At 68.5% G+C, this 20,542-nt stretch carries 15 protein-coding genes and 1 pseudogene; 12 read left to right on the top strand and 4 right to left on the bottom strand.

Annotated features, from left to right (window positions below):
* The first annotated feature begins 49 nt into the window (after positions 1-49).
* A complete protein-coding gene (locus CAL29_RS24130; protein WP_094855475.1) occupies positions 50-994 on the top strand; it encodes a LysR substrate-binding domain-containing protein in 945 nt (314 codons plus the stop codon).
* A 128-nt stretch (positions 995-1,122) separates the two neighbouring features.
* On the top strand, positions 1,123-4,077 hold the full coding sequence (locus CAL29_RS24125; protein WP_094855474.1) for a hypothetical protein: 2,955 nt from the start codon (positions 1,123-1,125) through the stop codon (positions 4,075-4,077).
* Between the two features lie 96 nt (positions 4,078-4,173).
* Here the strand turns inward: CAL29_RS24125 and pdxR are convergent, their stop codons facing one another.
* A complete protein-coding gene (pdxR, locus tag CAL29_RS24120; protein WP_373559806.1) occupies positions 4,174-5,730 on the bottom strand; it encodes a MocR-like pyridoxine biosynthesis transcription factor PdxR in 1,557 nt (518 codons plus the stop codon).
* A 185-nt stretch (positions 5,731-5,915) separates the two neighbouring features.
* Here pdxR and CAL29_RS24115 point away from each other — a divergent pair, with 185 nt between their 5' ends.
* Positions 5,916-7,028 (top strand): HPP family protein, encoded by a 1,113-nt coding sequence (locus CAL29_RS24115; protein ID WP_094855473.1) that lies wholly within the window; start codon positions 5,916-5,918, stop codon positions 7,026-7,028.
* A gap of 25 nt (positions 7,029-7,053) precedes the next feature.
* Here CAL29_RS24115 and CAL29_RS24110 read toward each other — a convergent pair whose 3' ends face one another.
* Entirely contained in the window at positions 7,054-7,947 is an 894-nt protein-coding gene (locus CAL29_RS24110) for a LysR family transcriptional regulator (RefSeq protein WP_094855472.1), read from the bottom strand.
* A gap of 171 nt (positions 7,948-8,118) precedes the next feature.
* Here CAL29_RS24110 and CAL29_RS24105 point away from each other — a divergent pair, with 171 nt between their 5' ends.
* The 8 genes and pseudogenes from CAL29_RS24105 to CAL29_RS24070 all read left to right on the top strand — a co-directional run bounded on the left by CAL29_RS24105 (position 8,119) and on the right by CAL29_RS24070 (position 16,741).
* A complete protein-coding gene (locus CAL29_RS24105; protein WP_094855471.1) occupies positions 8,119-9,327 on the top strand; it encodes an acyl-CoA dehydrogenase family protein in 1,209 nt (402 codons plus the stop codon).
* A 15-nt stretch (positions 9,328-9,342) separates the two neighbouring features.
* Positions 9,343-10,500 carry an acyl-CoA dehydrogenase family protein gene (locus CAL29_RS24100; RefSeq protein ID WP_094855470.1) on the top strand — a complete coding sequence of 386 codons (1,158 nt, stop codon included), beginning with the start codon at positions 9,343-9,345 and terminating at the stop codon, positions 10,498-10,500.
* Positions 10,497-11,298, top strand: a pseudogene (locus tag CAL29_RS24095) (oxepin-CoA hydrolase, alternative type). Before CAL29_RS24100 ends, CAL29_RS24095 begins: the two are co-directional and overlap by 4 nt.
* A 33-nt stretch (positions 11,299-11,331) precedes the next feature.
* Positions 11,332-12,585: a CaiB/BaiF CoA transferase family protein gene (locus CAL29_RS24090; protein WP_256977704.1), complete on the top strand. Its 1,254-nt coding sequence runs from the start codon at positions 11,332-11,334 to the stop codon at positions 12,583-12,585.
* A 44-nt stretch (positions 12,586-12,629) separates the two neighbouring features.
* Entirely contained in the window at positions 12,630-13,577 is a 948-nt protein-coding gene (locus tag CAL29_RS24085) for an NAD(P)H-dependent flavin oxidoreductase (RefSeq protein ID WP_094855469.1), read from the top strand.
* A 90-nt stretch (positions 13,578-13,667) separates the two neighbouring features.
* The gene (locus CAL29_RS24080; protein WP_094855468.1) at positions 13,668-14,672 is read left to right on the top strand and encodes a Bug family tripartite tricarboxylate transporter substrate binding protein; all 1,005 of its coding nucleotides are present in this window, start codon (positions 13,668-13,670) and stop codon (positions 14,670-14,672) included.
* On the top strand, positions 14,632-15,999 hold the full coding sequence (locus tag CAL29_RS24075) for a helix-turn-helix domain-containing protein (protein ID WP_256977702.1): 1,368 nt from the start codon (positions 14,632-14,634) through the stop codon (positions 15,997-15,999). The genes CAL29_RS24080 and CAL29_RS24075 overlap by 41 nt, the downstream gene beginning before the upstream one ends.
* A gap of 112 nt (positions 16,000-16,111) precedes the next feature.
* The gene (locus CAL29_RS24070; protein ID WP_094855467.1) at positions 16,112-16,741 is read left to right on the top strand and encodes a Vgb family protein; all 630 of its coding nucleotides are present in this window, start codon (positions 16,112-16,114) and stop codon (positions 16,739-16,741) included.
* A 9-nt stretch (positions 16,742-16,750) separates the two neighbouring features.
* Here the strand turns inward: CAL29_RS24070 and CAL29_RS24065 are convergent, their stop codons facing one another.
* Positions 16,751-17,362, bottom strand: a complete 612-nt coding sequence (locus CAL29_RS24065; protein WP_094855466.1) for a response regulator transcription factor — start codon at positions 17,360-17,362, stop codon at positions 16,751-16,753.
* Complete coding sequence (locus CAL29_RS24060; protein WP_256977701.1) at positions 17,359-19,305, bottom strand: sensor histidine kinase; 1,947 nt, start codon at positions 19,303-19,305, stop codon at positions 17,359-17,361. Before CAL29_RS24060 ends, CAL29_RS24065 begins: the two co-directional genes overlap by 4 nt.
* Positions 19,306-19,452: 147 nt before the next feature.
* On the opposite strand from CAL29_RS24060, the gene CAL29_RS24055 reads away from it, so the two are divergent.
* Positions 19,453-20,454 carry a TRAP transporter substrate-binding protein gene (locus CAL29_RS24055; protein ID WP_094855464.1) on the top strand — a complete coding sequence of 334 codons (1,002 nt, stop codon included), beginning with the start codon at positions 19,453-19,455 and terminating at the stop codon, positions 20,452-20,454.
* The last annotated feature ends 88 nt before the right edge of the window (positions 20,455-20,542 follow it).

Genomic DNA, 20,542 nt, shown 5'->3' with positions numbered 1-20,542 from the left:
CAATCGAGGGTTGAGATAAACTAAACCCTTCCTCCCTTGAGTGCCCAGAATGCCCGCCGCCGACGATCCCGTCGCCCGTACGCCGCCGCTGGCCGCCTTGCGCGCCTTCGAGGCCGTCGCGCGCCTCGGCAGCCTCAGCCGCGCGGCGGTGGAGTTGAACGTCACCAAGAGCGCCGTCAGCCACCAACTGCGCGGCCTGGAGGCGGAGCTGGGCACGCCCTTGTTGCACCGGGGCGGCACGGTCCGGCGCGCCGAGCCGACCGAGGCGGGCGCCGCGCTGCTGGCATCCGTGCAACAAGCCTTGACCCTTTTGCAGACGGCGTGCCGCGACGTGCGCATGCGTTCGCGCGGTCGCCGCCTGCATCGCCTGAACCTGTCCGCCAACCCCTCGCTCGCCGCCTTGTGGCTGGCGCCGCGCATCGGCCGCTTCGCCGAACTGCATCCGGACATCGACATCCAGGTGCACCTGCACGCCAGCCAGGATCCCGCCTGGCACGCCCAGGACATCGACATGGCCTTGCTGCACGTGCAGCCGCGCGGGCCGCGCGAGTCCCAGCCGGGCGACATCCTGCTGATGACCGAGACCGTGGTGCCGGTCTGCCATCCGGACCTGGTGCCACCCGCGCGCCGCGACGATCCCAGCGTATTCCTGGAGCACCGCTGGCTGGAGGAGCGTCACGTCGACAGCCCCGAGACCGGCTGGGAGACCTGGCGCGAGCGCCTGGGACTGAGCGACGCGCGGGCCCAGCCGCCGCTGGTGTTGAGCGGCATGGCCACCATCGTCTCGGCGGCCAGCGCCGGCGTCGGCATCGCGCTGGGCCGCGCGCCCCTGGTCGACGAGGCCCTCGATAGCGGCCGCCTGGTCGCTTTGACGCCAGGTTTGCGCTTGAGCGGATCATGGGGATACGTGATGCGTGTCCGGCCGAATCGGCCTATCGACGCGGCGCTGCCGGCGTTGGTGGACTTCCTGTTGCAGGAAGCCGAATCACGCTGAAAAGCGAATCGCGCGGAGGCAAATAACGGCTTCACCACGGCCGGCGCCGCTCGCCGAAAGGCCGGGAACCACTCTTCGCGGTACGCGCAACCAAGCTGTCATTCGTTGGGCTTTTCAAGGAGTACGACATGACACGCGAGAATCAAGGTCCGAGCGCCGCGCCGCCCATTTCCGCTCACATGGACCCGGCTGCGTTCGACGAAGACATGGCGCTTTTCGGCGACGGCCCGATTTACCGCCCCATCGTCGTCACGCCTCCTCCCAATGTCCGCCGCGCCCAACTGGCCAGGAACCTGGAGAGCGGCCTGACGTGGGTGAAAGGCAAAATGATCGCGATGACCGGCGCTGTGTCGGCCCATGCCCCGAGATCGGCCGCCGAGGGGAAGGTTATTTCGCTGCGGCCATACCGCAATGCCGCCGACCTGCGCGCGGCGTTTCCCCTCCTGGCGGATACCCCTCCTGAAAGTCTCGCGGCGGCGCCCGGGAAAATGCATGCGCCGGACGGGCATTTCAAGTTCGAGGACTATGTAGAAGGAAGCGTGTTGGGCGGCGACGCCGAGACCCGCCGCCTGCCGCCGTCGCCTCCCGCTACGCCGGTTCCTGAGCCTGTCGCGGCCGCGCGCACGGCGGCGCGTGCCGAGGCCGCGTCGTTCCAGGTCGACGGGCAGTCCTTGGTGGCCCTGGAGCACGAGGTAGAGGCCTACGCGGAAGCGCTGTTGCGCTGCCTGGTGAGCATCGAGTGCGACGCGCATGCCGCGCAGATGCAGGGCGAGCTTCCCAAGGGCCGCGGCTTCGTGTCCCAGTGGCGGGCCCACGGCGCCGCCGGGCTGCGCTATTTCAGGACGCTCATCGCGCCCGATCCCTATAAGGCGACGAACAGGGCGGTCCGGGCCTTGTGCCGCGCCCATGAGCAAATGGCGCTTGAAATGCACCGGATCGCCACGGCGAACGCCGACATCGCGCCCCAACTCGATGCCCAAGCCAGGTTGCATCGTGGCTGCGGGCCGTCCCATCAGGCGCCGGTCCGGGAGCGCCGCCTGGCGGCGCCGCCTTTGCTGCCCATACTCCTGAAAGCCGTCAAAGCCCTTGACCACATTGAACTGCATTATTTGATGTCGCAGATCGAGCGCCGTAACCTTGCCGCGCTGGAGGACAAGGTTGCCCATGCGGAGCATGATGCCGATGCGGGGACGCGGCTGGCGTCGAAGTCGGGCGGGACGGACCCCGCTTTCGATATAGGCAAGTGGCAGGAAATGCTCGGATTGCTGAAAAAGGTGGTCTGGGACGAATACAACGCCCGCTACAGCGGAACGCCCGCGCGCGAGTTGAGCGCATTGTTCGAAGTGCTGGATCTCGCCCGGAAAGGGGATGCCGACGCCTTGGAAAAAAGGCTCGACAGGGCCGAGCCTTTCCTGAAACCCGTCTTCGATACGCTGAAGCAAAGCCTGGATGCGCAGACGGGCAGGTCGGGCGCGGCGAGTCTTCGGAGCTCCTTCAACGAGGCACGCAGGCATATCGGGCTGGGATCCGACGAAGGGCCGCGCCAGACGGTGCGCGCCCTGACCCACGCGCACATCAACGACGTGTTCCTGCGGGTGCTGCGCGGCATCTACGTGCTTCACGATCTGCGCGGGAACAACTCGTACAGCGAGGTTTTCGAGAAAATCGGGCAGCACGACCCGGCTTTCAACGAAGCGCTATTCGTTTTCCTGGAGGAAGGAAAAAAACAGGTGAACATCGACGTCGACGGCGAGCCGCACAGGAAGGTCGAGGGCGTCGCCGTACAGCAGGCGCTTGCCCGGCTTCTGACGGTCTGGCGCGAATGGCTGATCGGCAAGCTGGGGCATGAAAAAGTCGAGGCGCTGTGCCGACGCGCGGGCACGACGCCGCCCGCCGCCGTTGCCCAGGCGCCGGACCCGGATATCGGCGGGGCTCCGGTCGTCCAGGCAATCAGGGAAATGCGCGGTCCGGCCGTGTTCGATCGCGTCGGTTGGAAGAAGCGGCTCATGCACCGCCTTGCCTTCCTTGCCTACCCGTTCCGGAACGCGCGCGCCAAGGCCGCATGGCGCCACGCACACTGCGAGTGGCGGCTCCAGCAGTCCATCGCGGCCTACATGCGCCTCGATCCGCGGTCGACGGAGCGGCAAATCGAAGCGGCCAGGAACGATAGTCTGCGCGCCTTCCTCTGGTGGTGCATCGAGGACGAACGCAGGCATGGCAAGGGATCCGATCCCGAGGTCAAGCTTTGCTTCGAGATGAAGATGGCGGTCGCGCAATTGAGCGGACCGGGCGCGGCGGCGGTCTACGAGGCGCACGAAAAGTGGGCCGGGCATGGCGCGGCAACGCCGGACTTGCGGCCCGCGCGCATCGCCTTGCCCGCGAACGCCCTGCGGCGCGCGGCCTTCAGGCTGCGTGAATGGTGGCGCAATCCCTTCGTCAGCGCCGACGATTTGGCGAGGATGTCCGGCAAGCTGGACGCCCGGCTGTTCTCTCCCATCATGTCCTCGAACTACATGCAGCAGTTGATCGAGTTCGACCGCTTCCTCCGCGAGAATACGACGCTGGTCCACGAATTCTTCGCGGCCCTGCTCGCAAACGACAAGGAGAAGCGGCTGGCGCTGGGCCGGCGCTTGATCGGCGTGTACGACCTGGACGTCCGCGAGGGCCGCATCGTCAAGGTGCTCGACAATCCCGTGCCGGTGCTGACCTTCCTGGAGACGGCGCTTAAATGGGATGCGGCCGACCTCAAGGAAATCGACCGCAAGCTGACCAAGTACGCGATCACGCCGCACAAGATGGTCGAGGCCATGTGCGGCGCCGGCAAGACCAATGGCTACGAGAGCGAGATGCTGGGCTTCGTCCTGAAGGCCGTCCGCCGCGAGGTAAGGAGCGTGCGCCATTCGGAGGAGGGGCTGGCCGGGATGCTGCTCATGCACGATGCGGACACGGCGGCCGATGCGGAAAGACGGCATGGCGATGACGGCGGGGCGGGTGGGAATGCCGCTTTCGCGGTTTCTTCTTCCCGGCGCAATGCGGGTCCGTACCTGGCCAGGTCGGCCTTGCGATGGAGCGTCATTCGTTAAGCAGGACGCGGTGGCGGGCATGGCACGGGGCCGTGCCCGCGGAAAAGCGCCAAGACGAATGAGGACGCCAAGGCGCTTGGTCACGTCATCAAGCCATCAATCCATCAACGCCCGTATCCGCCGCCCCAGCGCCGCCGCCTGCTCCTCGCTTTCCACGTTCGTGAAGCTCAGCAGCAGCGCCTGTCCGTCGGGCGGCGGGCTGCCGTACCAGCTCGAAAGCGTTCCCGCGTACATGCCCTCGGCGTGCATGCGCGCCGCCAGGTCCCGGTCCCGCTGGCCGGCGTGCAGCCGCAATACCAGATGCATGCCGCCGGGTTGCGGCTCCACGTGCATGCGGTCGCCGAGGACCTGCGCCAGGCCGCGCGCGCAGGCCGCGCGCCGCTGGGCATAGAGCCGCCGCATGCGCTGGATATGCCGCACGAAGTGGCCTTCGGCCATGAAGGCCTGCGTCACCGCCTGCGTCAGCCAGGGCGTGCCGCCGCCGATGACGCGCGCCACGGCTTCGACGCGTCGGCATAAATCTTCCGGGACGACCAGGTAGGCCAGGCGGATGCCGGGAAACATCACCTTGCTGAAGGTGCCGGCATACAGCACGCGGCCTCCGCGATCCAGGCTCTTGAGCGCCGGCAGCGGGCGGCTGGCGTAGCGATACTCGCCGTCGTAGTCGTCTTCGAATATCCACGCGGACCGCCGTTCCGCCCAGTCGAGCAGGGCCTGCCGCCGCGGCAGGGACAGCGATACGCCCAGGGGGCTCTGGTGCGCCGGCGTCACCACCGCCAGGCGCGCGTCGTCCGCCAGCGCGACGCCGCGTGTCACCGCCAGGCCTTCCTTGTCGACCGGGACCGGCACGGCCGCTATGTTCAATTGCGCCAGCAGCGAGCGGGTGGGCGGATAGCCCGGGTCTTCCACCCAGGCGCGGTCGCCGGGCCGCAACAGGGCATGCACGGCCAGTTGCATGCTGGCGGCATAGCCGGAGGTGACGAAGACCTGCGCCGGTCCGCAGGCGATGCCGCGCGCCATGTGCAGGTAGGCGGCGATGGCCTGGCGCAGGCTGGCGAGCCCGCCGGGCGCGGGATAGGACAGGTCGGACGGTCCGGCGGCGCGCAGGTGGCGGGCGCCCAGGCGCGCCCAGATCTTGCGGGGGAAGGCGTCCAGCGCGGGCAGGCCCATCTGGAAGGGGAGGATGGCCGGCATGTCCGGCGCGCGGCGGGTGGCCGGCGATACCGGCGGGGCGAGGGCGGGGGCAGAGATCGGAGTAGAGATATGAGCAGGTACATGGGCCTGCATTGCAAGGCCCGCGTCTTCCGCTGCGTGGTCTACAGGTCCCCGCCGCTCGGCGAGTGGCGCGGGGTGGGGCGGCGCCGGCCGCCTTTGCAAACCCGGCGTGACGATCGTGCCGGCCTGCCCGCGCGCCTGGACGTAGCCTTCGGCGGCCAGCAGGGCGTAAGCCAGCTCCACGGTGCCGCGCGCGACGCCCAGCTCCTTGGCCAGGGCGCGTGCCGACGGGACGCGGTCGCCCGGGTTCAGGGTGCCCGCGCCGATGGCGCCGCGGATGCGTTCGTAGATCTGCCGGTACAGGTGCGCGTCCGGGCCGGAGGCGGGCGGCGGAAGGGCAGCGGAAGAACCCATGGCCTGGTCGCTTTGCGCATTCATGGTGCATCGGATTATGTCATGGGGCCGCCATCGTCATCGGGCCGCTACCTCCTTCCCTCGCCCGGTCACGGACCGGACGGTTATTTGCTTATGGCGCATTAATCCAGAATAATCCGGCGGCCCCTTTTCGGGCAGGACTGCGAAGCAGGCTTCATTCCCCGCCTGCGCAGGCAGTTCATGACGCCATGAATCCGCTGCTCCCTTCTTCCCCCAAGACGTCGCCGGCCGGGCGACTGCGTTTTTTCCGGCCCATGCTCGCGGGCGCGACCGGGCGGGAACGCTTCATCGCCTGTATCGGCGCGCTGGCCTGCATCGGCCTGACCGGCCTGATCTGCGCCGTGATGCTGGGCAACGGCCCGCAACTGCCCTTGCTGGTCGCTCCCATGGGCGCGTCGGCGGTGCTGTTGTTCGCCGTGCCCTCCAGCCCGCTGGCCCAGCCCTGGTCCATCATCGGCGGCAACACCTTGTCGGCGTTCGCCGGCTATCTCATCGGCCAGATCGTGCCCAATCCCGTCATGGCCGCCGGCGCCGCGGTGGCCTTCGCCATCGGCGCCATGTCGATCGCGCGCTGCCTGCATCCGCCGGGCGGCGCCGCCGCGCTGACCGTGGCGCTGGGCGGTCCCGCCGTCGCCAAATGGGGCGCGCTGTTTCCGCTGGTGCCGGTGGGCCTGAACTCCTGCATGCTGGTGCTGCTGGGCATCTTCTTCCACAAGCTGACGCGCCGGGCCTATCCGCACAAGCCCGCGCCCGCCGCCAATCCGCATGGGACCGCCGATCCGTCGCCCGTCGACCGGGTGGGGCCGCGCCAGGAGGACGTCGAGGCGGCGCTCGCCAAGCTGGGCACCACCTTCGACATCGACCCGGAAGATTTGCAGCAGCTTCTGCATGAAATCGAAGTCCAGGCGCTGGTGCGCACGCATGCCGACCTGCTTTGCGCGGATATCATGTCGCGCGACGTCATTTCCGTGCGGCCGGACGCCACGCCGGCCCAGGCGCAGGAACTGTTGCTGCGGCACGATATCCGCACGCTGCCGGTGCTGGACGAGCACGGGCATCTGCTCGGCACGGTCGGCCTGCGCGACCTGGTCCGTCCGGCCGCCAGCGTGGCCGACGTGCTGGCGTCGGCCCAGACCACGGACGCCGACCAGCCCGCCGCCGCGCTGCTGCCGGTGCTCACCGACGGCCGCACGCATGCGGTGATCGTCACCGACGCCGCCGGCTGCGTCGCCGGCATCATCTCCCAGACCGACCTGCTCGGCACCCTCGGCCGCGCGCCCTTCGCCGGCCTGCCCGCCTGAGGCGCCGCCGCCCGCAATCCCCGCGCTATGCCCCCGCGGCGCCCGCCTTCTCCAGCAGGAAGGCGATGCACGTGCGCACCGCGCGCGTCTGATGGCGATTGGACAGGTAGAGCAGGTACATATGCGTGCCGAAGATGCTGAGCCGGTATTCGTCCAGCGTGCTCAGGATCTCGCCCGCCGCAAGCTGGTCCCGCACCACGTAGTCCGGCACCAGACCCACGCCCAGGCCCGCCAGGATGCCCTGGCGCAAGAACGGAAAGTGCTCGGAGATCAACGTCGGCTCCAGCATGATCTCGTGGCGCTCTCCGTCCCGGTAGGCTGACAGGCGCAGGTGCTTGCCCATCACGCTGGAGGTGATCAGCGGCGAATCGCGCAGCGCCTGCAGCGTGCCCGGCAGGCCGTGCTCGCGCACGTATTCGCGCGAGGCGCAGGCCACGTAATGCACGTCGCCCAGCGGCCGCGCCACCAGCGAGGGCGGCGGCTCGGGCAGGACGCGGATGGCGATGTCCACGTCGTCGCGCAGGTTGTCCGCGCGATTCTCGAAAAGCACGTCGAGCACGATGCCGGGGTAGAGGCGCTTGAACTCGATCAGCCAGTGGCTCATCACCAACTGGCCATAGCCGCTGGGCACGCTGATGCCGACGCGGCCCACCAGGCCCTGGCTGAGGTTGGCGATGGTTTCCTGCGCGGCGCGCATCTCATTGCGGATGGACAGGCCGTGTTGGTACAGGCGGGCCCCTACCTCCGTGGGTTCCACCCGCCGCGTGGTGCGGTGCAGGAGCTGCACGCCGGCGGCTTTTTCGAGCTGCGCCAGGTGATAGCTGACGTTGGCCCGCGTCACCTTGAGCTTGCGCGCGGCTTGGCTGAGATTGCCGCTGTCGATGATCTCGACAAGCATGGTCAGCGAGGCGAGATCCATGGGTCAGTGTCAAAAAAAATTGAACGGATTGTCAATGTCTTGTTGAATTGTAAAGGGATTTTGTCGATGCCAGAATCTCTGGCTTCCATGCGGTGGGGGGACGCGGCTGGTTTCCGCCGCCGTCGCGTGGCCGGCCGGGCCGCCCCGGAACTTATTCAAGGATGGAGACTGATGGATCTGCAATTCACGCCCGAAGAACTGGCCTTTCGCGACGAGGTGCGGGGCTTCCTGAAGGACCAACTGCCCGAGGCGACGGCGGCCAAGGTAAGGAACAACCTGCACCTGTCCCGCGAGGACATGGAGGACTGGCAGGCGCGCGTCAACGCGCGCGGCTGGCTGGCCAGCCACTGGCCCCGGGAATACGGCGGCACCGGCTGGAACGCCTTCGAGAAATTCATTTTCGAGACCGAGTGCGCCGTTGCCGGCGCGCCGCGCCTGCTGTCCTTCGGCCTGACCATGCTGGGGCCGGTGCTGATCAAGTACGGCAACGAGGCGCAGAAAAAGCATTGGCTGCCGCGCATCCTCAACGGCGCCGACTGGTGGTGCCAGGGCTATTCCGAGCCGGGGTCGGGTTCCGACCTGGCCTCGCTGAAGACTTCCGCCGTGCGCGTCGCCGACCCGGCGGGCGACTACTACCTCGTCAATGGCCAGAAGACCTGGACCACCCTGGGCCAGTACGCCAACATGATTTTCTGCCTGGTGCGCACCGACAAGTCGGTGAAGGCCCAGCAGGGCATCAGCTTCCTGCTGATCGACATGAAGACGCCGGGCATCGAGGTGCGCCCCATCATCACGCTCGATGGCGAGCATGAAGTCAACGAGGTGTTCTTCACCAACGTCAAGGTGCCGGTCGAGAACCTGGTCGGCGAGGAAAACAAGGGCTGGACCTACGCCAAGTACCTGCTGACCTACGAGCGCACCAATATCGCGGGGGTGGGTTTCTCGATGGCCTTGCTGGAGAAGCTCAAGACCGCGGCCGCGCGGCTGGCGTACAAGGGCCGTCCGCTGTTGCAAGACCCGCTCTTCGCGGCCCGGGTGGCGCGCGTCGAGATCGACCTGGAAAACATGAAGACCACCAACCTGCGCGTGCTGGCCGCCGTGGCCGGCGGCGGCGTGCCGGGCGCGGAAAGCTCCATGCTGAAGATCAAGGGCACGGTGATCCGCCAGGAGCTGCTGTCGCTGATCCGCCGCGCGATGGGCCCCTACGCGGCGCCGTACATCGAGGCGGCGCTGCACTACGGCTATGACGAAACGCCGGTCGGCCCGCCCGAGGCGCAGTCCGCCGCCAAGGCCTATTTCAACTATCGCAAGCTGTCCATCTTCGGCGGCTCCAACGAAATCCAGAAGAACATCATCTCCAAGACGATCCTGGGACTGTAGGACACAGGTGGCGACATGAATTTCGAACATACCGAAGACCGCCGCATGCTGGCGGATACGCTGAACCGCTTCATCTCCGAACGATACGGCATCGAGGCGCGCAACCGCATCGCCTATGGCGAGGAGGGCCACAGCCCGGCCCTGTACGCGAAGTTCGCCGAACTGGGCGCCATCGGCGCGCTGTTCCCGGAGACGTCGGGCGGTTTCGGCGGGCAGGGCTTCGACATCAGCGTGGTGTTCGAGTGCCTGGGCCGCGGCCTGGTGGCCGAGCCCATGCTGGGCGCGCTGGCGGTCGGCCAGGCGCTGGTCCACGCCGGCAGCCCGGCGCAGCAGGCCTGGCTGGACGACATCATCGCCGGCAACTGCATCGCCGCGCTGGCCCATGACGAACCGGGCAGCCACTACGAGCTGGAAAACGTCGCCGCCACGGCGCGCCGGGACGGCGACGGCTGGGTGATCGACGGCGCCAAGGGCGTGGTGGGGTTTGGCGAGCAGGCCGGCCTGCTGCTGGTCTCGGCGCGCACCTCGGGCCAGCCGGGCGACGCGGCCGGCATCAGCCTGTTCCTGGTGCCGGGCGACGCCGCGGGCCTGTCCAAGCGCGGCTACCCCCGCTTCGAAGGCGGCCGCGCGGCCGAGCTGACGTTCGACGGCGTGAAGGTCGGCGCCGACGGGCTGCTGGGGCGCGAGGGCGCGGGGTTCGAGGTGCTGGAACGCATCAGCGGCTACGCCGTGCTGGCCTTGTGCGCCGAGGCGCTGGGCGCCATGGACGTGGCCAAGGACCAGACGCTGGAGTACCTGCGCATCCGCAAGCAGTTCGGCGTGCCCATCGGCAGTTTCCAGGCCTTGCAGCACCGCATGGCCGACCTCCTGCTGGAAGTGGAGCAGGCGCGCTCGGCCGTCATCAACGCGGCCGCGGCGATCGACGAAGACGACCGCGTGGCGCGCGAGCGCGTCCTGTCGGCGGCCAAGTACAGCACCGGCTATGTCGGCACGCTGGTGGCGGAGGAAAGCATCCAGTTGCACGGCGGCATCGGCATGACCTGGGAGCTGCCCCTGGCCCACTACGCCAAGCGGCTGGTCATGATCGACCACCAGTTCGGCGACGAAGACCATCACCTGGCCCGCTTCATCGAACTGGGACAGCAGCAGGACGGGCAGGGGAGCCATCCATGACCGGGCCGGTCCTGCTCAGCCGGCGCGAGGGCGCCGTACTGGTGTTGAGCAACAACAACCCGGCGGCGCGCAACGCCTTGTCGCCCGGGTTCTATGCCGCCCTGACGGAAGCGCTGGCCGCCGCGGCCGCCGATCCCGAGGTGGGCGCGGTGGTGCTGACCGGCGAGGGCGGGCATTTCTGCTCCGGCGGCGACTTGCGCCAGTTGGCCAGGCGGCGCGAACTGCCCGTCGAGGAACGCCGCGTCCTGCTCGAAGGGCTGCACGGCATGGTGCGCAGCCTGCGCGACTTTCCCAAAGCCCCTGATCGCCGCGGTGGAGGGCGCCGCGGCGGGCGCCGGCCTGTCGCTGGCCCTGGCTTGCGATATGCTCGTGGCGGCGCGTGACGCCGTGTTTTCGGTGGCCTACGTCAAGGTGGGGCTGACGCCGGACGGCGGCGCCACGGCCTTCCTGGCGGAGTTCATGTCGCGGCAGTTGCTGACCGAATTGTGCCTGACGGGAAATCGCGTCGACGGCGAGCGGATGCACGCCCTGGGCGCGGTCAACCGCCTGGCCGCGCCGGGGCAAGCCCTGGCCGAGGCCCTGGCATTGGCCCATGGCGTGGCCGAGGGGCCGGCGCTGGCCATGGCGCGCATCAAGTCGCTGTGCCGCGTGGCCCATGCCAACACCCTGGAGGAACAACTGGAGCAGGAGGCGCGCTTCATGGTGCTTTCGCAGGAGACCGAGGAGTCGCGCGAGGGGATAGGCGCCTTCCTGGAGAAGCGTCCGCCGGACTACGCCGGCCTGCGCCGGCCAGGTTGAGCGCTTCGCAAAAAAGATAAAGAGGAGACGAAGATGAAGCAGACGCAGGCGGCGCCCCAGGCCGATGAGGGCATGGATTTGCCGCTGGAGGGCGTGAAGGTCCTGGACCTGTCCCGGGTCTTCGCCGGCCCCTTGTGCGGCCAGGTGCTGGCGGACTTCGGCGCCGAGGTGGTCAAGGTCGAGCATCCGGGCCGGGGCGACGACACGCGCGATTGGGGCCTGCGCATCGGCGAGACCGAATCCACGTACTACTCGGCCATGAACCGCAACAAGCAGTCCGTCACGCTGGACCTGCAAAGCGAGGAGGGCGTGCGCATCGTTCACGAACTGCTGCCGCGGTTCGACGTGGTGATCCACAATTTCAAGCATGGCGGCGCCGAGAAGCTGGGTCTGGGCTATGAACGGCTCAAGGCCATCAAGCCGGACCTGGTCTATTGCGCCATCGCCGGCTACGGCAGCTATTCGCCCGAGGCGGGGCGGCCCGGCTACGACCTGGTGATCCAGGGCGAGAGCGGCCTCATGGCCATCAATGGCGAGGCCGGCCGGCCGCCCTTGAAGTTCGGCGTCGCCGTCGTCGACATGATGACCGGCATGTGCGCGGCGCAGGCCGTGCTGGCGGCGCTGTGGCGGCGCGAGCGCACGGGCAGGGGCGGGCACATCGAGATGTCGCTGTACGACTGCGGCATCCTGACCACCAGCTACTACGGCCTGGACGCGATGCTGCTGGGGCACGACCCCCAGCGCTACGGCAACGCCCATCCCTCCATCGTGCCCTACGGCATGTTCGAGGCGGCCGATGGACCGCTCATCATCACCGTTGGCAACAACGCGCAGTTCGACAAGTTCTGCCGCCAGGTGGTGATGCGGCCGGACATCGCCGACGATCCGCGCTTCTCGACCAACGTCGAGCGCAGCAAGCACCGCCTGGTCCTGCTGCCGATGATGGTGGAGTTGATCCGTTCCTTCCCGCGCGACGCGCTGCTGGAGCGGCTGGCGGCCTGCGGCATTCCCTGCGGCAAGGTGGCGGGCCTGCACGAGGCGCTGACCTGCGAACGCACCCGGCAGGCGGGCATGCTGCGCGAGATGCCACATCCCGTGGCGGGAAAGACGCACACCTTCGCGCCGCCGTATCGCTTCGACGGCCGGCGCCTGCCCATACGCAAGGCGCCGCCCGGCCTGGGCCAGGACACCCGCGAAGTGCTGCAGCGCCTGCTTAGCCTGCCGGACGACGAATTGGCCGCCTTGCGCGACAAGGGCGTGCTGACGCTGCCCGGCGAGGTTGCCTGAAGTCGGTGCGATTCCCCGATCGGTTCTTTTAAAGGTTGACGTGTATGTCCAGGATTCCCGCCGTATTGCAGAAACTCCGGCTGCCGGTGATCGCATCGCCGATGTTCATCGTCAGCACGCCCGCGCTGCTGGTCGCCCAATGCCAGTCCGGCATCGTGGGCAGCATGCCCGCCCTCAATGCGCGGCCCAGCGCGCAACTCGACGAGTGGCTGGCGGAGATCACCGAGACCCTGGCCGCCTGGAACGCGGCCAATCCGGCGCGGCCGGCCGCGCCTTTCGCCATCAATCTCATCGCGCACAAGACCAATACCCGCCTCGACGAGGACCTGGCCCTGTGCGAGAAATATAAGGTGCCGCTCGTCATCACCAGCCTGGGCGCGCGCGAGGAAATCAACCAGGCGGTCCATGCCTGGGGCGGCGTGACCCTGCACGACGTGATTCACAACACCTACGCGCACAAGGCGATCGACAAGGGAGCCGACGGCTTGATCGCGGTCGCGGCCGGCGCGGGCGGCCATGCGGGGACGCGCCATCCGTTTGCCCTGGTGCAGGAAATCCGCCAGTGGTTCGACGGGCCGCTGGCGCTGTCGGGGGCGATCGCCACCGGCGACGCCGTCCTGGCGGCCCAGGCGCTGGGGGCCGATTTCGCCTACATCGGTTCGCCCTTCATCGCCACCGCGGAGGCCAATGCCTCGGAAGGCTACAAGCGGGCGGTGGTGGAGGCCAGTTCCGACGACATCGTCTACAGCAACCTGTTTACCGGCGTGCACGGGAACTACCTGGCCGCGTCCATCCGCAACGCGGGGCTGGACCCGGACAACCTGCCCACGCCGGAGCGCGGCTACGTGTCCGGCGCGCCCAAGGCCTGGAAGGACATCTGGGGCTGCGGACAGGGGGTGGGCGTCATCGACGCGGTGGTGCCGGCCGCCGCCCTGGTGGACCGCATCGCGGCACAATACGAGGCGGCGAAGGCCAGGCTGCTGGCGGCCTGAGTATTTTCCAGCGGCAATCCAAAATGCGCCATCCGGCGCGAATGCGACCAAGAACAGCCGGCTCGATCCGGCAGCACAGGAGACGACGACATGAAGCAAACCCGACATCCGCGCCGCGCGCGCCTGAAAACCCTATTGCTGTCCCTGGCGCTGGCCGCCGGCGCGGCCGGCTTCGGTGGGCAGGCGCAGGCGGCCGATGCCGCCTGGCCCAGCCGCCCCATCCACGTCGTGGTGGGCTACACGCCGGGCGGCGCGACCGACATCGTGACCCGCATCATCATGGAGAAGCTGGGCGCGCGCCTGAAGCAGACCATCATCGTCGAGAACAAGCCCGGCGCCAACAGCCAGTTGAGCGCCGCCTATGTCGCCAAGGCCGAGCCGGACGGCTACACCTTCCTGAGCATCCTGCCGGCCTACGTCATCAACAGCCATCTGTACAAGATCTCCTACGATCCGGCCAACCTGATCCCGGTGGTGCACATGGCCGACCTGCCGCTCTTCCTGTTCGTCAGCAACGCCGTGCCGGCCAACAACGTGAAGGAGCTGGTGGAATACGGCCGCGCCCATCCCGACAAGCTCACCTTCGCGTCCAGCGGCACGGGGTCCAGCGCGCACATGGTGGGCGCCGATTTCGCGCTGCGCGCCAATATGGCCATGACCCACGTGCCCTACAAGGGCAGCGCGCCCATCCTCACCGACCTGCTCGGCGGCCAGGTCTCGATGGTCTTCGACCCCATCCTGGTGCCCATGCAGTACGTCAAGCAGGGCAAGCTCAAGGCCCTGGCCCTGAGCCATACCAGCCGCTGGCCCACCGAGCCCGGCATTCCCACCATGGAGGAGTCCGGCTTCCCCGGCTTCACCACCGAGTCGTGGGTCGGCCTGCTCGCGCCCAAGGGCACGCCGCAGGCCATCGTCGACCGCATGGCCAGCGAGATCACCGCCATCGCCAAGAACGATCCCGACGTGCGCCGCAAGCTGATGGACCAGGGCTTGATGCCCGCCGGGGGCACGCCGGCGGAATTCGGCGAATTGATGCGCAAGGACTCCGAGCACTATGAGACCATCATCAAGGAGGCGCACATCACCGCGCAGTGATGCGTGCGGAGGCGGCAGGGATCCCGGCATCGAGGCCGCCGCCCGCGCCCTGGCCGCGGGCGATCCCCTGGACGCGCTGAACCGCGTCGCCTTGCGCGACGATGCGCCCGCCCTGGCGCTGCGCGGCGTCGCCATGGCCCAGATCGGCGACATGGCGCGGGCGCGCGCGCTGGTGCGCCGCGCCGCGCGGGCCTTCGGCGCACGGGCGCCCGTCGCGCAGGCGCGCTGCCGCCTGGCCGAGGCGGAGATCGCGCTGGCCACGCGGCAACTGGCCGGCCTGGAGCAGGCCCTCGATGGCGCGCAAGCCGTTTTCGATACCCATGGCGACCGCGCCAACGCCGTTTATGCCCGCCTGCTCCAGGCGCGCCGCCGCTTGCTGACCGGGGACGTCGACCAGGCGCAGGCCGGCCTGTCGACGCTCGATCCCGCCGCCGCGCCGCCCGCCATGCGGGCCCTCCACGCCTTGCTGCTCGCCGGCATCGCGCTGCGGAAACGGCAGGCCAGGGCCGCGCGGCAGGCCCTGGAGCGTGCGGAATATTGGTGCGTCCTCCTGTCGCAGCGTGACTGGAGCACAGAGGGATGGCGTTCGCCTGAAGCGGCCGGGGATGCTCCTGCCGCTCAAAAACCCGGCATCGCCGGCCTGGCCGCGGAAGTGGAGGCCATGCGCCGCGTCCTGGCCGCGCCGGCCGCCTGTCTGCTGGCGGACGGTGCGCAGCGGCCGTTGCGGCTGGACGACGTGGAGGCCTTGCTGGACAGCCCGGCGCTGGTCATCGACGGCTGCCGCCACGCCGTGCAATCCGGCGCCGTCACGATCGCCCTGGCGCGCAGCCCCACGCTTTTCGCGCTGGTCCGTGCATTGGGGGAGGCGTGGCCGGGCGATGTGTCGCGCGCCGCGCTGGTGCGGCGGGTCTTTCGCGGGAAGGCCGCGGACGAGTCCTACCGCGCCCGCCTGCGCGTGGAAATCGGCAGGCTGCGCGCTGCGCTGCGGCCGCTCGCCGGCGTTCGCGCGACCGCGGCGGGGTATGCGCTGATCCTGGATGACGCCCTACGCCCCCCGCCGCAAACCGTCGCGGTATTGACGCCTCCCGTCGAGCAGCCCCACGCCGACCTGCTCGCGCTGCTGGCGGACGGCGAGGCGTGGTCCAGTTCCGCGCTCGCGCTGGCCTTGGGCGTCAGCCAGCGCACCCTGCAACGGGCGCTCGATGCGCTGGCGGCGCGGGGCCAGGCACGCCCGCTGGGACGCGGCCGGGCGCGGCGCTGGACGGCGCCCGCGCACGCCGATATCGCGACAAACTTTTTACTCACGGGTACGCTGGCCGCCGCGTAGCATGAACTCGAACCTTGGAGCGGTCGCTCCCGCGCCGACGCAAGAGCCGACGCACGAGCGCCCCGCGTCCCACCTGCTTCCGTTGTCAGGCATACCATCGAGGAACGAGACGATGAAACGATCCAACGCTGAAATTGTCCGTGAATACGGCCCCCTGCCGGGCGTCACCGCCGTGCACGGCCTGACCTATGACGGCCGCCATGTCTGGTTCGCGTCGGGCGAACACCTGCATGCCCTCGATCCCGCCAGCGGGCAGGCCGTGCGCAAGCTGGACGTGCCGGCCTCCGCGGGCATGGCCTTCGACGGCCGCTGCCTCTACCAGATCGCCGGCGAACACATCCGCAAGGTGGATCCGGAATCCGGGAAGATCCTGGGCACGATACCCACGCCCGACGGCGCCGCCTCGGGCATGGCGTGGGCCGACGGCATGCTGTGGGTCGGCCAGTACCAGAAACGCCGCATCCTCCAGGTCGATCCCGCCGACGGCAGGGTCCTGCGCACGCTCGCCTGCGATCGCCACGTCACGGGCGTGAGCTGGGTCGACGGGCAACTGTGGCACGGCACCTGGGAGGACGGCCATAGCGAGATACGGCGCATCGACCCCCAGACCGGCGCGGTGCAGGCCAGCCTGGACATGCCCGAGGGCGTCAGCGTCTCCGGCCTCGAATCCGACGGCGCCGGCCTGTTCTATTGCGGCGGCGGCGATTCGGGCAAGATCCGCGCGGTGCGCCGGCCCGAATAGCGCAGCCCCTCAGTTCGCCAGCAGTTGCGCCAGCCCCACCGCGCTCTTGACCTCCAGCTTGGCGAAGATCCGCGCGCGGTGGACTTCCACCGTGCGCACGCTGATGCACAGCGCGTCGGCGATCTGCCGGTTGGTGCGGTCTTCCACGATCTGCTGGGCGATTTCCCGTTCGCGCGGGCTCAGCGTCTCCAGCACCGCGCCGGGCCCGCGCGCCGCGCTTTCGGCCACGCGGCAGACGTGCTCCAGGCTTTCCTCCACCCGGTCGACGAGCTGGTTGCCCGAGTGGGGCTTTTCGAAGAAATAGTAGGCGCCGCCCCGCAGCGCCTCGACCGCCATGGGGATATCGCCATGGCCGGTCAGGAAAATCACCGCATGCCGCGGCGCCAGGCCGCAGGCCTTCAACTGTTCGAAGAGCTCCAGGCCGCTCATGCCCGGCATGCGCACGTCCAGCAGCAGGCAGGACGGCGTGGCGGCCAGTCCCTCGTCGCGCCAGGCGCGCAGGAACTGGTCCGCGTTGGCGTACGTCCGCAGCGCCAGCCCGCGCGAGCGGAACAAGGCCTCCAGCGCGTCGCGCACCACTTCGTCGTCGTCGACCAGATGGATATTGGCTTCGCGGCTCATTCGGACTCCTGCAGCGCGTCCGCGCCGACGGCGGCCGGCAGGTCGAAATAGAAGCGGGCGCCGACGTCGGCCGCTTCGTAGCGCAAGTGCGAGCGCATCAATTCCAGCGCCGAACGGCACACCGACAATCCCATACCCATGCCCTCCGGCTTGGTGGTGAAAAATGGCGACTCCAGCGCCTGCTCCAGGTCGCCGGCCAGGCCGTGGCCCCAATCCCGCACCGACACGCGCAAGGGGCCGCGGCCGTCCCGGTTCATTTCCTGCACCGAAATCAGGATGCGGCGCGCCGCCGGCGCCAGGCCCTCCATCGCCTCGAACGCATTGCGCGTCAGGTTGAGGATGACCTGTTCGAGCAGCACCCGGTCGACCAGGGCCCGCGGCAGCCCCGCCGGCACCTGCACCTGTATCGACTCGCCGGCGCGCGTGGTCTGCAGGCGGATCAGCGGCAGCAGGCCGTTGATGACTTCGCCCAGCGAGACCGGGGCCAGCGTCAGCTCGGCCTTGCGCACGAAACTATGGACGCGGCTGATGATGTGCCCGGCGCGCTCGGCCTGGGCACGGGCCTTGGAGACCATGGCCACGATATCGCCGTGCACGTCGCGGGAGGCGGCCGCGTCCCGGTCGGCATGGCGCAGCAGGTTGTCGGCCGCCGAGCAGTAGCTGTTGATCGCCGCCAGGGGCTGGTTCAGCTCGTGCGCCAGCGCGGACGCCATCTCGCCCAGGGTCATCAGGCGGGAGCGGTGATTGATGCGTTCGTCGTGCCGGCGGCGGAAGTCCTCGGCCTTCTTCTGTTCGGTGATGTCCATGATGGACGCCATCCAGCCGGTCTGCCTGCCGTTGCCGTCCAGCAGCGGCGCCTCGCTGACCAGCACCGACAGCCGCGTGCCGTCGCGGCGCAGGTAGACGGACTCGAACGGATCGGAGCGCAGGGTGCGCGCCAGCAGTTGTTCATGGCGCCGCAGGGATTGCTCCGTATTTTCCGGGGCCCAATACGGCATGGGCGGGACACAGCCGATGAGTTCGGACTCGGTATAGCCCACCATGTCGCAGAAGGCGGGGTTGACGTAGGTGATCACGCCGTCCAGGTCGCGCGCCCGCAGGCCGGACATCAGCGAATTCTCCATCGCCTGCCGGAAGGCCTGTTGTTCGCGCAGCGCCCGCTCCGCCGCCGTGCGGCGCTTCAGGTCCTGGCCCAGCATCCACACCGACCAGGCCAGCAGGAGCGCCAACGCGATGACCGCGCCCGCCATCAGGTTGGGCACGACGCGCGGCACGTCCCGGGTGCTGTTGGCGTTCAGGAAGAAGGCCTGGCCCGCGATCGCGGTTTCCATGTGGTGCTGGTACACGCCGCGTCCCTTGACGCCGGGGTCGCGCACGGCCAGGACGTTGCCGTCGAGGTCGGTCAGCGTGACCTCGTTGTCGTGCGCGAACCACCACGGCAAGGTGTCGTTGAGCAGTTGGGGCAGGGACACCAGCGCCACCAGCGCGCCGTCGTAGACCGGCACGGCCAGCAGCACCATGCCGCGCTCCGTGGCGCCGCGCCAGAATTCCGCCGAGGGATGCTTCAGGCGCAAGGCGCGGTCGGCCACGTCCGCCCACGGCGCCGCCGTCTCCAGGCCCGCGGGCGGCTGTTGCGGAAAGCATTGCTGCGGCGCACCGCCGCGCGGCAGCCGGCACAGCAACCGCATTTCCGGGCTGCGCTGCTGGAGCTCGGCCGCGCGCCGCGCGAAGATGCCGGGGTTGCGTCCCTCGTCCAGCTCCACGTCCCGGTACAGGACCTGCATGGATTCGACCAGGCGATTGGTCTCGAAATCGAGCGATTGCTCGGCCCACAGCGTGTCCGAGATCATCTGCTCGTTGCGGCGCTCGTGTTCGATGCCGCGCGACACCAGCAGCGCGGCGATGGCGCCGGCGGCGATGAGCAGGATGACCGCCAGGGGCAAACCGACGCGCCATTGCGCCGCCGCCGCGCCCCGCCATCCCGAAAAATGTGGGGAATACGTATTGTCCGGTTTCGGCGGCCCCGACATAATCCGACTCCAACAAGGGGCCTGAGCGCCCGCAGAAAAATAACCCGGAGGAGAAAATCCATGAAAATGCGATATTTGATCGCTGCGCTGTGCCTGTCAACCGTGGGTATGGGAGGCGCCGCCAGGGCGGACGAGCCCATCGTCATCAAGTTCAGCCACGTCGTGGCGACCGACACGCCCAAGGGCAAGGCCGCCGAATACTTCAAGAAGCTGGCCGAGGAACGCACCCACGGCAAGGTCAAGGTAGAGGTTTACCCTAATAGCCAGTTGTACAAGGACAAGGAAGAACTCGAAGCCTTGCAGCTCGGCTCGGTCCAGATGCTCGCGCCCTCGCTGGCGAAGTTCGGTCCGCTGGGCCTGAAGGAATTCGAAGTCTTCGACCTGCCCTATATCTTCGATAACTACGACGATTTGCACAAGGTCACCGAAGGCCCGGTCGGCAAGTCGCTGATGGGCAAGCTGGAATCCAAGGGCATCGTCGGCCTGGCGTTCTGGGACAACGGCTTCAAGGTCATGACCGACAACAAGCCGCTGCGCGAGCCCGCCGATTTCCGCGGCCACAAGATGCGCATCCAGTCCTCCAAGGTGCTCGACGCGCAATTCCGCGCCCTCGGCGCGATTCCCCAGGTGATGGCCTTCTCCGAGGTCTACCAGGCCATGCAGACGGGCGTGGTGGACGGTTCGGAAAACACGCCCTCCAACGTCTACACGCAGCGCATGCACGAGGTGCAGAAGTACCTCACGCTGTCCAATCACGGCTACATCGGCTATGCCGTGATCGCCAACAAGAAGTTCTGGGACGGCCTGCCCGCCGACATCCGCACGACGCTGGAAGGCGCCATGCACGACGCCACGGTCTACGGCAACGACATCGCCAAGAAGGAAAACGACGAGGCGTTGCAGAAGATCAAGGACGCGCACACCACCGAGATCATCGAGCTCACGCCGGAACAGAAGTCCGACTGGCGCAAGGCCCTGGCCAAGGTGCACCGCCAGCAGGAAGGCCGCATCGGCAAGGACCTGATCCAGCAGGTCTACCAGGCCACGGGCAAGCCCCTGTAACCGGCCATCGCGCGTCGCGGCGCCGCATGCGCCGCGACGCCGCTTCGCAAGGCCGGCCGACGCCGGCACTTTATCGTTTTGGGCGGCG

Origin of the sequence: Bordetella genomosp. 10 (assembly GCF_002261225.1) — a bacterium.
Classification (GTDB): Bacteria; Pseudomonadota; Gammaproteobacteria; order Burkholderiales; family Burkholderiaceae_B; genus Bordetella_C.
Note: the sequence above shows the minus strand (reverse complement) of the source record. Positions and strands in the feature narration are given on the sequence as shown.

Coding starts and splice junctions, on each gene's coding strand:
- CAL29_RS24090 (WP_256977704.1), top strand. CDS start 11,332: ATGAAGCAGACGCAGGCGGCGCCCCAGGCCGATGAGGGCATGGATTTG.
- CAL29_RS24080 (WP_094855468.1), top strand. CDS start 13,668: ATGAAGCAAACCCGACATCCGCGCCGCGCGCGCCTGAAAACCCTATTG.
- CAL29_RS24070 (WP_094855467.1), top strand. CDS start 16,112: ATGAAACGATCCAACGCTGAAATTGTCCGTGAATACGGCCCCCTGCCG.
- pdxR (WP_373559806.1), bottom strand. CDS start 5,730: ATGAATGCGCAAAGCGACCAGGCCATGGGTTCTTCCGCTGCCCTTCCG.
- CAL29_RS24065 (WP_094855466.1), bottom strand. CDS start 17,362: ATGAGCCGCGAAGCCAATATCCATCTGGTCGACGACGACGAAGTGGTG.
- CAL29_RS24125 (WP_094855474.1), top strand. CDS start 1,123: ATGACACGCGAGAATCAAGGTCCGAGCGCCGCGCCGCCCATTTCCGCT.
- CAL29_RS24100 (WP_094855470.1), top strand. CDS start 9,343: ATGAATTTCGAACATACCGAAGACCGCCGCATGCTGGCGGATACGCTG.
- CAL29_RS24105 (WP_094855471.1), top strand. CDS start 8,119: ATGGATCTGCAATTCACGCCCGAAGAACTGGCCTTTCGCGACGAGGTG.
- CAL29_RS24075 (WP_256977702.1), top strand. CDS start 14,632: ATGAGACCATCATCAAGGAGGCGCACATCACCGCGCAGTGATGCGTGC.
- CAL29_RS24085 (WP_094855469.1), top strand. CDS start 12,630: ATGTCCAGGATTCCCGCCGTATTGCAGAAACTCCGGCTGCCGGTGATC.
- CAL29_RS24110 (WP_094855472.1), bottom strand. CDS start 7,947: ATGGATCTCGCCTCGCTGACCATGCTTGTCGAGATCATCGACAGCGGC.
- CAL29_RS24130 (WP_094855475.1), top strand. CDS start 50: ATGCCCGCCGCCGACGATCCCGTCGCCCGTACGCCGCCGCTGGCCGCC.
- CAL29_RS24115 (WP_094855473.1), top strand. CDS start 5,916: ATGAATCCGCTGCTCCCTTCTTCCCCCAAGACGTCGCCGGCCGGGCGA.
- CAL29_RS24055 (WP_094855464.1), top strand. CDS start 19,453: ATGAAAATGCGATATTTGATCGCTGCGCTGTGCCTGTCAACCGTGGGT.